We start from the raw sequence: 14,607 nt of genomic DNA, 5'->3' as shown, positions 1-14,607 counted from the left end.
TGTCCTTCCTGACCCGAGGAAGTCCCAATCCTAACCAACCGGTTGGCCCAGCCAGAAGGCCTAGTTTCGCTCCGCGACGACGAACGTCGAGAACGTGCCGGAATCCACGTCCTCGGCGGGAAGCACCCAGCGGTCCAATCGGCGCATCTCGTCGACCGAACGCACGCCGGACGCCGCCCAGCCGTGCTCGTTGAGCCAATCGGTGACATCCGCGCGATCCGGATCGTCGTACATCAACTCCTGGATGTTCAGCGTGCTCTCGAGCCCGAACCGCTGCGCGATGCGCTCGAAGCGTGCCCGCATCTCGGCGCGGCGGCCGGCGCTCGTGACCCCTGCCGTCTCCACGGAGATGCGACTGCCAGGAGCGCTGAGCTCGGTGATCTGCTCGAACAACCGGTTCTGAGCATCTGCGGGCAGGTACATCAACAGGCCTTCGGCCAGCCACGCGGTCGGAACCGATGCGTCGAAACCCGCCTCCCGCAACGCCTTCGGCCAGTCGTACCGCAAGTCCTGCGGCACCTGGCGCAACTGGGCCGACGGCTCGACGGCGTGGTCGGCGAGCGTCGCGGCCTTGTACTCGAGCACCTTGGGCTGGTCGATCTCGTAGACGACGGTGCCGGCCGGCCAATCCAGTCGGTATGCGCGTGAGTCCAACCCCGACGCCAGGATGACGACCTGCCCGATGCCGGCAGCTGCGGCCTCGGCGAAGTACGCGTCGAAGAAGTGGGTGCGCACGGCCTGGTAGTTGCCCATGTGCTCGAAGATCGCGGCGGCCTCGGGATCCTCCTCGGCGACCTTGGCCACGAAGCCGCCGTCGAGCACGAACTCCCAGATACCGGTGCCCGCCCCGGCCACCAGAATCTTGGCGTACGGGTCGCGGATCAGCGGGTCGTCGCGGTCGGTCTCACCGGCTCGGGAGGCCGCCACCATCACCGCGGTCGATCCGACGCTGGTCGCGATGTCCCAGGTGTCGTCGTGCGAGCGCAGTGAGCTCATGGTTTCGCTCCATCGGGTCTGGCGCGCAGCCGCGCGCGAACGAAGATCGTTTCGTTCGTCATGCTACCGAAAAAGTTAGCTTGGCTACGCGGCTGCGGGTCACCGCGCCGAGATGAACCTTCTGCCCAGGAACTTGCGAGAGAGCCGCTGTGAAACGTGTGTTTCGGCGTGCAGACCGGATTCGCGGGCCGAGTTACTCGGCGAGCTTCCACAATTTATTCGCCAAAAGCAGCTCGAGCTTCTCCACGATGACGGTCAGCTCGTCGTGGCTGCCGACGTAGCCCGCGTAGAAGCCCATTCCCCACATCACCGCGATCAGCATCTCGACGAGCGTCGCGACATCGGTCTCGGTGGTGAGCTCACCACGCTCGATCGCGTCGGAGACCGCCCACGTCACGAATGCACGGGACGTCTTCAGGGAGTTGTGCTCGTCGCGGCTGAGCTCGGGATGCCGTTGTGACTCCAATACCGAGGTGACCAGGAAGGCAGCGGCCGAACGATCGCGGGATTCGGCCTGCATCGCGGCCGAGAAGAAGGCCGACAGCCGCTTCAACAGCGACGTCTCGACCTCGGCCTTCGCCATTCCTGCGGCGACCACCATCTCGTTGGTCTTGTCCACTACCTCCCCGTACAGCACGCGCTTGCTGGCGAAGTAATGGTTGATTGCAGGCCGCGTCAGGTCTGCACGTATCGCGATTGCCTGGAATGTCGCTGCGTCGTAGCCGAGTTCGCTGAACACCTCACGGGCTGCACGCACGATGCGCTCACGGGTCTCCGCCGCCTTAGCTGCAGGCGGACGTCCTGGACCCCGGGTCGCGGTATACGGCACAGTCAAATTGTGCCACACGCCACCGGTGTGTCCGAGGTGAATGGTTGCGGAAGGGTGGAAAGTATTTCCCTCAGCAAACCTTCGCCAGTGACGGCCAGTTGTAACTCCGATCGTGCCCGGCGATTTGCCGGAGCCGAAGATTACCCACAACCGGTGTACCGAAACACGCGGCAACTATGGTGACGCCATGGCGAGCGTCGTAACCCGGCAGTCGTACTTCGACGCCGGCCTCGACGTACTGTCTGAGCTCGGATATGGCGGCCTGAAACTCGCCGAGGTATGCAACCGGCTCGGCGTCACGACCGGCTCCTTCTATCACTACTTCACCAGCTGGTCGGCCTATACACGCGCACTCATCGCGCATTGGCGGCAGGACCGCACGGTCAGCATCATCGACGTCATTCGGGAAGAGCCTGATCCGCGGCGTCGCGTCGGCTTGCTGATAGAGGAGGGCCTCGCGCTGCCGCACAGTGCGGAGGGCGCGATCCGGGTGTGGAGTGCCATCGACGCCGAGGTGCACGCGGTGCAGGCGGCCGTCGACAGGCAGCGCTTCGACTTCCTCGTCGAATCGGCGTTCGAGATCCTGAAGAACGCACGTCAGGCCCGGGTGTTCGCGTCGTGGGCGCTCTACATTCTCGTCGGATTTGAACAGGCCACGCTGCCGCCGCGGAATGCCGACGACATCCACTGGATCGCCGACCAACTCCTCAACGCACTGGATTCGGGACGGTTCGGCACGCTGACCGACAACGGCTGATGGTGCCCGCTCCGCCGGTAGCATCCGGTGCATGCTGACCCCGGCTGGCCTGTGGCGCCGGGCGGCGGACCGGATCAACGAACGAGATCCGGAGCGGGACGCGCTGCGCCGCGCAGTCCGGGCAGCGATCGTGGTGCCCATCGTCGGGGCCGTTGCGTTCGCGGTCGGCGGCGGTTCGCAGACGCCCATGTTCGCCATCTTCGGTTCGGTGTCACTGCTGGTCATGGTCGACTTTCCTGGCAACCGCGCGGCACGGGCCGTGGCCTACGGCGGCCTTGCCGTCAACGGCGCCGTGCTCATCACGCTTGGTTCGCTGGTGGCGCCGATTCCCTGGTTGGCCGTGACCTTGATGTTTCTGCTCGCCGTCGCGGTGACGTTCTCGGGCGTGCTCAGCGAGATCGTCGCCGCCGGGCAACGGTCGACGCTGTTGACGTTCGTGTTGCCGGTCTGCACCCCGCCAGGACCGATTCCCGAGCGGCTGCTCGGGTGGTTCATCGCGTTGGCACTGGCCGTGCCCGCCGCGCTGTTCCTGCTGCCGCCGCGACATCACGACGATCTGCGCCGGCATGCCGCGGCGGTGTGCCGAACGTTGGCCGACCACCTCGACGGCCTCGCATCTGCCGATGACGTGTCCTCGGCGATGGGGGCACTGCAGGCCAATTTCCTCGGTGCTGACTTCCGGCCCGTCGCGCTGACCGCGGGCAGCCGCGCACTGGTGCGGGTGGTCGACGACCTGCAGTGGCTCTCCGACCGCATCACCGACGCCTCCGCGGACCTGCTGGCCGAGATGCGCGAACCCGTGGTGCGGGTGCTCCGCGACTCGGCGAGCGTCCTCACCACACCCAAGGCCGAGGGCCGCGACGAGCTCCGCTCCGACCTTGCGCTTGCGCTGGCCGTGCTGCGGTTGGTCGCACAGAGCCGCTACCGCGACGACATCGTCGAGATCCTCGGCGAGGAGAACGACGCGACCGCGATCGAGGTCGGCAGAAAGCTGTTGACCCGCCGCACGATCTCGGCGTGCGTCAGTGCCACCGGACGGGTCATCGGCATCGCCGCGGACGCGGATGCCCGGCCGGTGTGGGCCAGGGTGCTCGGCCGCCGACTCCCCGACTCCGGCGCGGCCGCCCGGGTGCTGTCGGAGTCCGAGGCGATCACGCAGTTGACCACGGGTTTCGTCGCCACGCGCGCGGTGGTGGTGCGCAACAGCCTGCGCACCGGCCTCGGCCTGGCACTGGCCGTCTCGATCACCCATGTCTTCCCCGTCCAGCACGGCTTCTGGGTGGTGCTCGGCGCCATGTCGGTGCTGCGCAGCAGCGCACTCACCACCGGCACCCGGGTCCTGCGTGCCGTCACGGGCACCGGAATCGGCTTCGTGCTTGGTGCGGTGTTCATCGAGCTGATGGGCGTCGACCCCGTGGTGATGTGGACGATGCTGCCGATCGTCGCCTTCGGTTCGGCGTACGTGCCCGAGGTGGCGTCGTTCATCGCGGGGCAGGCGATGTTCACCATGATGGTGCTGATCATCTTCAACGTGATCGTGCCGACCGGGTGGAGCGTGGGACTGGTCCGCGTGGAGGACGTGGTGGTCGGCGCCACGGTCGGTGTCGTCGTCTCACTGTTGTTGTGGCCGCGTGGTGCGTCGGCGACGGTGTCGAAGGCGATCGACGCCGCCTGCGCGGTCGGGTCGACGTATCTACGGGCGGCGGTGTGTCGCGTCCTGCGGGGTGCGTCCGAGGCCGCCAACGACCGCGTCTTCGCACTCGGGTACGACGCGTTGACGGCCTCGCGCACGCTGGATGACGCCTTGCGCCAATACCTTTCGGAGAGCGGCGGCTCCACCGACCTGCGTGCACCGGTGATCAGGGCCGCCAACCGCGCCATCCGGGTGCGCTCGGCGGCCGAGCTGATCGCCGACGTCGTACCGCCGCCCCTTGCCGCCTACCCTCAGGTGCGCACGGTACTCGAGACTCACACCGACGCCGTCTGCGCGCGCCTCGAAGGGGTAACCGACACCGTCGTGCACGGACCAATCAGCGATGACTTCGTGCTGACGCTGCGCGTCGAATCCGGTGGCGACGCCCTTTCGGTGTCGGCGGCTCTGCCGCTGGTCACCGTCGCGGCGAATCTCGGCGAGCTGGAGCTGCTGTATCCCGAGCCGGTTCGGCCCGTCACCAGCCGCAACTAGCGGCCTGAGGTGTGCGGCATCAGCGCGTTCGGCGGGATGGCGCCGAACTTGCCCGCGTTGAAGTCCTCCATCGCCTGAACCAACTCCGCCTTGGAGTTCATCACGAACGGTCCGTAGTGGAAGACCGGCTCGCGAATCGGCTTGCCGCCCAGGATCAGCACTTCCAGTGCGGGACGGTTCGAGTCCTGGCCGTCCGCGGCGTTGACCGAGATTCGGTCGCCAGGACCGAACACCGCCAACTGACCCTGCTTGATCGGATGCGCGACGGGCCCGACCGTGCCACGGCCGGACAGCACGTAGACGAGCGCGTTGAAGTCGCGGTTCCACGGGATGTTCAGCCGCGCTCCGGGCTCGATGGTTGCGTGCGCGAACGTGATGGGCGTGTACGTCGAACCAGGTCCTGGCTGACCGTCCCCGATCTCGCCTGCGATCACGCGCACCAGCGCGCCGCCGTCCTCGGACGACAACAGCCTGACCTCGCCACCTTCGATGGCCTGGTATCTGGGAGCGGCGAACTTGTCCTTCTTGGGCAGGTTCACCCACAGCTGGATGCCGTGGAAGGTGCCGCCGCTCTCGACGAGTTCGGCGGGCGGGGTCTCGATGTGCAGGATGCCCGAGCCGGCCGTCATCCACTGGGTGGCGCCGTCGGTGATGAGGCCACCGCCGCCATGCGAATCCTGGTGTGCGAAACGGCCGTCGATCATGTAGGTGACGGTCTCGAAGCCGCGGTGCGGGTGCCAATCGGTGCCGCGCGGCTCGCCGGGCTGGTACTCGATCTCGCCCATCTGGTCCATGTGGACGAACGGATCGAGGTCGGCGGCGCTGACGCCCGCGAAGGCGCGGACGACGGGGAAGCCCTCGCCCTCGTAGCCCCGCGGGCCGGTGGTGATCGAGCGCACTGGGCGCTCGGTGTCCGAGGCTGCGGGTCCGGAGACCCGGGGCAGGGTGAGCGTGTCGGCGGTGATGGCCGGCATCGGATCCTCCTTGGTCGTAGCGTATCCAAGGTAACCGGACTACGGTCCGATTAATTCCGCATGCCTCCGCGAGCAGGCCCGCTAGGCCAAGGCGGCGATCGCCGCTGCCCGCGCATCGGCGGCACTGGCCGTCGCCAACGCGGCATCGGCCGCGGCCCGGCATTGCGCGAGGGTGACCGTGGCGAGTTTCGCACCGACGCCCCCGACCGCCGCCGCGGCCGCAGACAGCGACGACACCCCGAGGCCGACCAGCACGCACGCCAGCAGCGGATCGGCGGCGGCCTCACCGCAAACCCCGACCGGCTTGTTCACCGCGGCACCAGCATTCGCCGCCGTGGCGACCAGCGCCAGCACCGCGGGCTGCCACGGGTCCGTCAGCGTCGCGAGTTCGGCCGACATCCGGTCGGCGGCCATCGTGTACTGGGTCAGGTCGTTGGTCCCGATCGACAGGAAGTCGACGTGGGCGAGGATCCGGTCGGCGAGCAGTGCGGCGGCGGGCACCTCGATCATCACGCCCGGCGTCAGACCGTACGAACGGGTCTGTACGGCAAAGGCTTCCGCCTCTGCAGGCGTCGCGATCATAGGTGCCATCACCCACGGCGCGCTGCCCGTCCGTTGTGCCGCCGCGGCGATCGCCTCCAGCTGCCTGGTCAGGATGGCGGGGTTGGCCTCGGCGATGCGGATGCCACGCACCCCCATGGCGGGGTTCGCCTCATCCGGATGGCCGACGAACTTCAGCGGTTTGTCCGACCCCGCATCGAGTGTCCGGATCACCACCTTGTGGCCGTCGAACGCCTCGAGCACGTCGCCGTAGATCTGCGCCTGCTCGTCGACCGAGGGCTCGGTATCCCGGTTGAGGAAGCACAATTCGGTGCGGAACAGCCCGATGCCCTCCGCCGGAGTCTCGCGCGCCAACCGGGCGGAGGCGCCGTCCTGGACATTGGCAAGGATCGCGACGATGTGTCCGTCGGCGGTGGCGCCCGGGCCCGTCCAGCCCTTTGCGAGGTCGGCCTCTTGCCGCGCCACCGCGACGGCCTCGGCCGCGGCGTGGGCGTCGGGCTCGACGGTGATGGTGCCGAGCGTGCCGTCGACCATCACCATCGTGCCGACAGGCACCTCGTCGAGACCGATGACGGCGACGACGCAGGGGATGCCGAGCTGGCGGGCGATGATCGCGGTGTGGCTGGTCGGGCCGCCGAGGGTGGTGGCGAGCGCGACGACGAGTGCGGCGTCCAGACCCGCAGTATCGACCGGCGCCAGGTCCTCGGCGCACAGGATCGACGGCACGTCGGGTACCGGCACGCCGGGTTCGGGCAGCCCGCTGAGGTCGGCGATGACGCGATCACGGACGTCGCGCAGGTCGGTGACCCGTTCGGCCATCATCCCGCCGATCTGGGTGAACATCGCCGCGATCTTGTCGATCGCGCCCGCGACTGCCTGCACCGCGGGAGTGCCGGCACTGATCCGCTTCTCGGCGTCCCCCAGCCAGGCCCGGTCCTGCGCCAGTGTGGCGGTGGTGGCCAGCACCTCCGAGGCGACGCCAGTGGCGTGCCCGGCTCGCGCGCGCAGCCGTTCGGCCACCGCTGCGGCGGCCGCGGTGAATCGGGCCACCTCGGCGGGTCGGTCCGCTTCAGCCAGTTCGGCGACCGGACCGTCGTTGATCCGGGGGCGCGCGCCCGGTCGGATCACCGGCGCATATTGCACCCCGCCCACCGCCGGGACCCCGTTCAGTACGCGAAGTGACGTCGTCGAAGATGGCGTGGTCATGTGAACCAGGTTACAAGAATCGATTGACAAGTCAACACAGTCAGGGGTAAAACAACACATATCAACATTCACAAAGTTGGTTTCCAACACAACCGGAGGGTCATGTACGCCGAAGAGCGCCAAGACGCGATCGCCGCCATGGTGATCAGCAAGGGCCGCGCCTCGGTTGCCGAACTGGCCAAGGCCTACGACGTCACCACCGAGACCGTCCGCCGCGACCTCGCCGTCCTCGACAAGGCCGGCGTCGTGCGCCGGGTACACGGCGGCGCGGTTCCCATGCGCGCCCTGCACCTCGTCGAGCCGGGCGTCGGCGAGCGGGAGTCCACCCGCGCGGATTACAAGGACGCCATCGCCGCCGCTGCGACCGAGTTCTTCCCGTTGAGCGGGGCAAGCGTCCTGTTGGACGCAGGGACCACCACCGCGCGCATCGCGGGCCTGATGCCGACCGACCGGGAACTCGTCGTCGTCACCAACTCGGTACCCATCGCCGCCCGGTTGGCTGCCTTCCCCTCGGTGTCGCTGCAGGTGCTCGGCGGCCGGGTCCGCGGCATCACCCAGGCGGCGGTCGGCGAGCAGGCGCTGCGGGTGCTCGACTCCATGCGGGTCGACATCGCCTTCATCGGCACCAACGCGATCAGCGCGCGGCACGGACTTTCCACACCCGATAGTGAGGAAGCCGCGGTCAAGCGCGCCATGGTCCGGTGCGCCAACTACGTCGTGGTGGCCGCCGACTCCACCAAGGTCGGCCGCGAGGACTTCGTCAGCTTCGCACCGATCTCGAGTGTGGACACCCTCATCACCGACAGTGAGATCGGCGATGCCGATCGCACGATGCTCACCGACGAAGGCGTCGAGGTCGTCATCGCGGAGGATCCCTCGTGATCGTCACCGTCACTCCCAACCCGAGCATCGACCGCACCGTCACGCTCGGCACACCGCTGACGCGCGGCGCGGTGCACCGAATCACCTCCGCCACGACCGAACCCGGCGGCAAGGGCGTCAACGTGGCCCGCGCCCTCACACTGGCGGGCGTGGAGTCCGTCGCCGTCCTGCCCGCCGCCGACACCGACCCCATCGTCGCGGCCCTGCAATCCAGCCGCGTGGCGTTCCGGTGCGTTCCTGTGACGGGCACCGTCCGCACCAACCTGACGATCACCGAATCCGACGGCACCACGACCAAACTGAACGAGCCGGGTGCGACGCTCGACGACTCCGCACGCAACGCCCTGACCCAGGCCGTCGTCGATGCCGCCGCAAGCGCGTCGTGGGTGGTGCTGTCGGGCTCCCTACCGCCGGGCATGCCCGACGACTGGTACACCGAGATCGTCGCCACGCTGGCGTCCGCCGCCTGCAAGGTCGCGGTCGACACTTCCGAGCGTCCGCTCGACGCCCTGGCCGCATCGTTCAACCGCGCCGCCCCCGACGTCATCAAGCCCAACGCCGAGGAGCTCGCGGGGCTGGTCGGTGCCTCGCCTGAGACGCTCGAAAGTGCCGCCGCATCAGGCGATCCGGAACCCGTGGTGCTGGCCGCGCAGCGGCTCATCGAGCTGGGTGCCCGCACGGTGCTGGTCACTCTCGGCGCGGCGGGCGCGGTGCTCGTCGACCAGACGGGGGCCTGGATGGCGACGCCCCCGCCGATCACGCCGCGCAGCACGGTCGGCGCGGGGGACAGCTCGCTGGCTGGCTACCTGCGTGCCGAAGTCGGCGGGGCGGAGCCGCCACAACGACTTCAGATGGCCGTCGCCTATGGCAGCGCGGCGGCCGCTTTGCCCGGGTCGGCACTGCCATCACCATCGCAGATCGACCTCAAAGCCGTTCGGGTGTATGCGATTACACCCCAATCCATTCGACCGTAACCCATCAGAAAGTAGCGAGATGTCCATCACCACCACCGACCTGGTCGCCCTCGACGTCGACGCCGGCGGCGGCAGGGAAGCCGTCATCGGCCTGCTCGCCGATCGACTCGCCGCCGCGGGCCGCACCACCGATCGTGCGGGCCTGGTCGCCGCCGCGATGGCGCGCGAGGCGCAGTCGGCCACCGGACTGCCCGGCGGCATCGCCATCCCGCACTGCCGCTCCCCCTACGTCGACGACGCCACCATCGGCGTCGCCCGGCTGTCGCCCCCGGTCGATTTCGGCGCTCCCGACGGGCCCGCCGACCTGGCCTTCCTGATCGCGGCGCCGGAATCCGGTGGCTCCGAACACCTGAAGCTGCTGTCCAGCCTGGCCCGGGCGCTGGTGCGCAAGGACTTCATCGAGTCGCTACGCAACGCGTCGTCGGCCGCTGAGGTGGTCGACCTGGTCGAAGGTGTGGTCAACCCCGCTCCCGCCACGCCCGTCGCAGCGGCGCCGGTGGTCGAGGAGGAGAAGCGGACGATCGTCGCCGTCACTGCCTGCCCGACCGGCATCGCACACACCTACATGGCCGCCGATTCCCTTGTCGCCGCGGGCAAGAAGGCCGGCGTCGATCTGCAGGTCGAGACACAGGGCTCGTCAGGCAGCACGCCGCTGCCCGCCGACACCATCGCCGGCGCGGCCGCCGTCATCTTCGCCACCGACGTCGGAGTGAAGGACAGAGGTCGCTTCGCGGGCAAGCCGGTCATCGCGTCCGGGGTCAAGCGTGCGATCAACGAGCCCGACAAGATGGTCGCCGAAGCACTTGCGGCCGCTGACAATCCGAATGCAGCGCGGGTGGAGGGCGTGGCAGGCGCATCGTCGTCGTCCGGCCCGTCGGCGTCCGGCGGAGTCGGGTGGGGCACCCGCACCCGGCAGATTCTGCTGACGGGCGTCAGCTACATGATTCCATTCGTGGCGGCGGGCGGTCTGCTCATCGCGCTCGGCTTCCTCTTCGCCGGATACGACATCGCCAACAAGCCCGAAGGCGCGACGCAGTCGCTCGGCAACATCATCGCCACCACCAACTCGCTGACCAACCTGCCGTCGGGCGGTTTCGTTCAATACCTCGGCGCGGTGTTGTTCACCCTTGGCGGGCTCGCGTTCTCCTTCCTGGTACCCGCCCTTGCGGGTTACATCGCGTTCGCGATCGCCGACCGCCCCGGCATTGCACCGGGATTCACTGCGGGAGCGGTGGCGGTCTTCGTCGGCGGTGGCTTCATCGGCGGCATCGTCGGCGGCCTCATCGCCGGATTCACCGCGCTGTGGATCAGCCGAATCGACGTCCCCCGCTGGCTGCGGGGCCTGATGCCGGTGGTGATCATTCCGCTGGTCGCCTCGCTCGTCGTCGGCCTGCTGATGTTCCTGTTGCTCGGCCGTCCGCTGGCCGCGGTTACCTCCGGGCTGACCAGCTGGCTCGGCGGTCTTTCCGGCAGCTCGGTGATCCTGCTTGGCGTCATCCTCGGCCTGATGATGTGCTTCGACCTCGGCGGTCCGGTCAACAAGGCGGCCTACGCCTTCGCCACCGCCGGCCTGAACGTGGCGGACCCGTCCACCCTGCGCATCATGGCGGCCGTCATGGCTGCGGGCATGGTCCCGCCGCTGGCGATGGCACTCGCCTCAGCCGTCCGACCCGGCCTGTTCACCGAGCCCGAGCGCGAGAACGGCCGCGCGGCATGGCTTCTCGGTGCCTCGTTCATCTCCGAGGGCGCGATTCCATTCGCCGCGGCCGACCCGCTTCGCGTCATTCCGTCGATGATGGCCGGTGGTGCGGTGACCGGTGCGTTGATCATGGCGTTCGACGTGACCCTCAAGGCGCCACACGGCGGCATCTTCGTGTTCTTCGCCATCGGGCATCTGGCGTGGTTCCTCGTTGCCTTGGCGGCGGGCACCGCCGTCGGCGCCGTCGCCGTCGTCGCCGCCAAGCAGTTCGCCAAGCCCAAGACCGATTCGGGAACGTCCCCCGAACTCGTTGCCGCCTGACATCGTCACCCCACCACAGAATGGAGAACCACCCATGCCCACCAAGACCGTCATCGTCGGATCCGCGATCGGACTGCACGCTCGCCCCGCTGCCGTGATCGCCGAGGCCGTGCTCAATGCCGGCGTCCCGGTGACCCTGTCCCTCGACGGCGGTGAGCCGGTGGACGCCGGCTCGGCGCTGATGATCATGACCCTCGGTGCCGGCAACGGCGCCGAGGTCACCGTGGCCTCTGACGACGCAGCAGCGCTCGACACCGTTGCCTCGCTGGTCCAGCAGGACCTCGACGCCTGAGCCGTTCGCCACAGCCCGGGCAAGAAAGCGGAACTCGGCCCATCAACTCGGCATTAGGATTGCCGAGTGCACAGGGTCCGGGGGCTCGACGTCAGGGGATGCGCTGCAAAACGCGCATTTTTGAGTTTGCTGGTGGGGAATCAGCACAGCGTGGATGCGTTGGTCGTCGAGGGGGGTGACGAATGCTGCGTCGCATCGGTGTCCTTCTCGCTGCGCTGATCCTGGCGTTGGTGAGCGCACCCGCTGCGTTCGCGATCGAACCGCCCACGATCGATCCGGCGGCCCTGCCACCTGATGAGACGGGTCCGGATCAGCCCACTGAGCAACGGCGGGTCTGCTCGGCGCCGACGGTGTTCCCCGGAGCCAACTTCGCCGACAAGCCGTGGGCAAGCGACTACCTTCGGCTCGCCGATGCGCAGAAGTTCGCAACGGGTCAGGGAGTAACTGTCGCAGTCATCGACACGGGCGTGAACGGATCACCTCGCGTGCCAGCTCTGCCCGGCGGTGATTTCGTCGACGCAGGCGGCAACGGAATGTCCGATTGCGATTCGCACGGCACGCTCACCGCATCGATCATCGCGGGGCGGCCCGGCCCCACCGACGGCTTCATCGGGGTGGCTCCCGACGCGCGCATCCTTTCGCTGCGCCAGACGTCGGACAACTTCCAGCCCACGGGATCGCGCAGCGATCCGAACGACCCCAACACCACGCAAACCGCGGGTTCGCTGCGCAGCCTTGCCCGGTCGATCGTGCACGCGGCAAACCTCGGCGCGCAGGTGATCAACATCAGCGAGGCGGCCTGCTACAAGATCACCCGCCCCATCAACGAGACCGGCCTCGGCGCCGCGATCGAGTACGCGGTCAACGTCAAGGGCGCCGTCATCGTCGTCGCAGCGGGCAACACCGGCCAGGACTGCAATCAGAACCCGCCGCCCGATCTCTCGATACCGGCCGATCCGCGGGGCTGGAAGCAGGTGCAGACCATCGTCTCGCCCGCGTGGTATTCGCCGCTGGTGCTCACGGTCGGCGGCATCGCCCAGAACGGCCAGCCGAGCACGTTCTCGATGTCCGGCCCGTGGGTCGGTGCCGCTGCACCTGCCGAGAACATCACCGCGCTCGGTTACGACGGCAACCCGGTGAACGCGCTGCAGGGCCAGGACGGCCCCGTCCCCATCAACGGCACGTCGTTCGCCGCGGCGTACGTGTCAGGCCTGGCCGCACTGCTCAAGCAACGGTTCCCCGACCTGACCCCCGCTCAGATCATGAACCGGATCACCGCCACCTCGCGGCATCCCGGTGGGGGCGTTGACAACTACGTCGGCGCGGGTGTCGTCGATCCCGTCGCCGCACTGACCTGGGACGTGCCGCCCGGCCCGAAGACCATCCCGTACAAGGTGAAACAACTGCCGCCGCCGGTGTACATCCCACCGCCGGACCGGGGACCGATCACCATCGTCGTCATCACCGGCGCCGCGCTGGCGGTCATACTCGGCATCGGCGCGATGGCCCGCCGCGCACTGAGGCGTCGATGAAGGCATTCCTTGCGCAGTTCGGCCTCCGCATCACCACCGGTCACCTGCTGTGGGCGGCGGTACTGATTCCGGCGTTGATCGCGATCTTCATTCCGCTGGACCTACTTTGGGTGGGCGTCACGGTTGCCGTGATCATCGCGATCTCGGTGGTGCTCACCGTGCGTGGCCGCAGGCTCACTGGCTGGTTCACGGCGATCTTCTCCTGGCGGCGACGCTACAAGACCGCCCCGCAACCCCCGTCGGCGCCTGCCGTCGGGTCCACCGTGATTCCCGGCGATCACGTCGCGGTGCGGTGGCAGGACGATCACCTGATCTCGGTGATCGAGCTGGTACCCCGGCCCTTCACGCCCACGGTCATCGTGTCCGGCGAGGCCTATACCGACGATGTCGTCGACACCAGGCTCGTCGAACAGCTCATCGCCGCATACAGTCCCGACCTGGACGCCGACATCGTCTCGGCGGGATACCGGGTCGGCAAGACCGCACCGTCGAGCCTCGTGGCGCTCTACGAGCAGGTGGTCGGGCCGTACCCGGCGCCTGCCAACCGCCGCACGTGGATCGTCCTCCGGGCGCTGCCCGAGGAGACGAGAAAGGCTGCTCAGCGGCGTGAAGCCGGCGTCGCCGGATTGGCTCGATACCTCGTCTCGTCGACGACGCGGATCGCGGATCAGTTGGCCAGCAAGGGAATCGACGCGCGGTGTGGCCGCAGCTTCGACGACTTCGACAGAGCGACGGAGATCAGCTTCGAGCGCGAGAGCTGGTCGTCGATCAAGGGCCGTAGCACTTTCACCGCGGCGTACACGGCCGCCGGTGGGCCGGACGTCTGGTGGTCGGCGCGCGCGGATCACACCATCACTCGGGTCCGGGTGCGTCCAGGAACCGCCCCGACGACGACGGTGCTGTTGACGACACTGGCGAATCCGTCTACGCCGCGCGGCTTTTCGTGTCTCTTCGGTGGTCAGCGGGCGGCCGCACTGCAGGGCCTGAGCCCGCTGACCGACCGGCACTACGAGCTGCCGATCGGCTCGGCTGGCGTCCTGGTCGGCGAGACCGCCGACCGGTACCCGGTGTACATGCCGTTCGACGACGTCGACGTCAGCATCAATCTCGGCGACGCGCGACTGTTCACTCAGTTCGTCGTGCGGTCGGCCGCATCGGGCGCCGTGGTCACCCTCGGTCCGCAGTTCCGCGAGTTCGCTGGGTTCATCAACGCACGCATCGGCCAAGTAGCCAAGGTGGCGTGGCCCAACGCCACCACCTACCTCGGTCCGCATCCCGGTGTGGGCCGGGTAGTGCTGCGAAGCAACTTCATCGACACGCCGCGGCATCGTCAGCTGCCCATCCGGCTGATCAATCCTCGCGAGGAAAGCCGCTACCAGATGGCGCTGGAACAATGATC

The 14,607-nt window shown here is 68.3% G+C and carries 12 protein-coding genes; 8 read left to right on the top strand and 4 right to left on the bottom strand.

What is annotated here, in order from left to right; genetic code table 11:
- Window positions 1-60: 60 nt before the first annotated feature.
- Window positions 61-996 carry a class I SAM-dependent methyltransferase gene (locus HNP02_RS15890; protein WP_184440061.1) on the bottom strand — a complete coding sequence of 312 codons (936 nt, stop codon included), beginning with the start codon at window positions 994-996 and terminating at the stop codon, window positions 61-63.
- Between the two features lie 193 nt (window positions 997-1,189).
- A complete protein-coding gene (locus HNP02_RS15885) occupies window positions 1,190-1,825 on the bottom strand; it encodes a TetR/AcrR family transcriptional regulator (RefSeq protein ID WP_184440059.1) in 636 nt (211 codons plus the stop codon).
- A gap of 187 nt (window positions 1,826-2,012) precedes the next feature.
- Here HNP02_RS15885 and HNP02_RS15880 point away from each other — a divergent pair, with 187 nt between their 5' ends.
- Window positions 2,013-2,582: a TetR/AcrR family transcriptional regulator gene (locus HNP02_RS15880; protein WP_184440057.1), complete on the top strand. Its 570-nt coding sequence runs from the start codon at window positions 2,013-2,015 to the stop codon at window positions 2,580-2,582.
- 31 nt (window positions 2,583-2,613) lie between these two features.
- Entirely contained in the window at window positions 2,614-4,767 is a 2,154-nt protein-coding gene (locus tag HNP02_RS15875; protein WP_184440055.1) for an FUSC family protein, read from the top strand.
- Here HNP02_RS15875 and HNP02_RS15870 read toward each other — a convergent pair.
- Together HNP02_RS15870 and HNP02_RS15865 are read right to left on the bottom strand one after the other, a co-directional pair.
- Window positions 4,764-5,741, bottom strand: a complete 978-nt coding sequence (locus HNP02_RS15870) for a pirin family protein (RefSeq protein WP_184440053.1) — start codon at window positions 5,739-5,741, stop codon at window positions 4,764-4,766. The genes HNP02_RS15875 and HNP02_RS15870 overlap by 4 nt on opposite strands.
- Window positions 5,742-5,822: 81 nt before the next feature.
- Window positions 5,823-7,508, bottom strand: a complete 1,686-nt coding sequence (locus tag HNP02_RS15865) for a putative PEP-binding protein (RefSeq protein WP_255506586.1) — start codon at window positions 7,506-7,508, stop codon at window positions 5,823-5,825.
- A gap of 102 nt (window positions 7,509-7,610) precedes the next feature.
- On the opposite strand from HNP02_RS15865, the gene HNP02_RS15860 reads away from it, so the two are divergent.
- The 6 genes from HNP02_RS15860 (at window position 7,611) to eccE (ending at window position 14,605) form a co-directional block, all read left to right on the top strand.
- A complete protein-coding gene (locus HNP02_RS15860) occupies window positions 7,611-8,390 on the top strand; it encodes a DeoR/GlpR family DNA-binding transcription regulator (RefSeq protein ID WP_184440048.1) in 780 nt (259 codons plus the stop codon).
- Window positions 8,387-9,364 (top strand): 1-phosphofructokinase, encoded by a 978-nt coding sequence (gene pfkB, locus HNP02_RS15855; protein ID WP_184440046.1) that lies wholly within the window; start codon window positions 8,387-8,389, stop codon window positions 9,362-9,364. The genes HNP02_RS15860 and pfkB overlap by 4 nt, the downstream gene beginning before the upstream one ends.
- A gap of 19 nt (window positions 9,365-9,383) precedes the next feature.
- Window positions 9,384-11,384 carry a fructose-specific PTS transporter subunit EIIC gene (locus HNP02_RS15850; RefSeq protein WP_184440044.1) on the top strand — a complete coding sequence of 667 codons (2,001 nt, stop codon included), beginning with the start codon at window positions 9,384-9,386 and terminating at the stop codon, window positions 11,382-11,384.
- A gap of 34 nt (window positions 11,385-11,418) precedes the next feature.
- Window positions 11,419-11,676: an HPr family phosphocarrier protein gene (locus tag HNP02_RS15845; RefSeq protein WP_184440042.1), complete on the top strand. Its 258-nt coding sequence runs from the start codon at window positions 11,419-11,421 to the stop codon at window positions 11,674-11,676.
- 185 nt (window positions 11,677-11,861) lie between these two features.
- A complete protein-coding gene (gene mycP / locus HNP02_RS15840; RefSeq protein ID WP_304611006.1) occupies window positions 11,862-13,208 on the top strand; it encodes a type VII secretion-associated serine protease mycosin in 1,347 nt (448 codons plus the stop codon).
- The gene (gene eccE / locus HNP02_RS15835) at window positions 13,205-14,605 is read left to right on the top strand and encodes a type VII secretion protein EccE (RefSeq protein ID WP_184440038.1); all 1,401 of its coding nucleotides are present in this window, start codon (window positions 13,205-13,207) and stop codon (window positions 14,603-14,605) included. Before mycP ends, eccE begins: the two co-directional genes overlap by 4 nt.
- The last annotated feature ends 2 nt before the right edge of the window (window positions 14,606-14,607 follow it).

Origin of the sequence: Mycobacterium sp. AZCC_0083, from assembly GCF_014202335.1 — a bacterium.
GTDB lineage: Bacteria > Actinomycetota > Actinomycetes > Mycobacteriales > Mycobacteriaceae > Mycobacterium.
The sequence above is the reverse complement of the archived record's forward strand: the minus strand, read 5'-3'. Positions and strand labels throughout refer to the sequence as shown.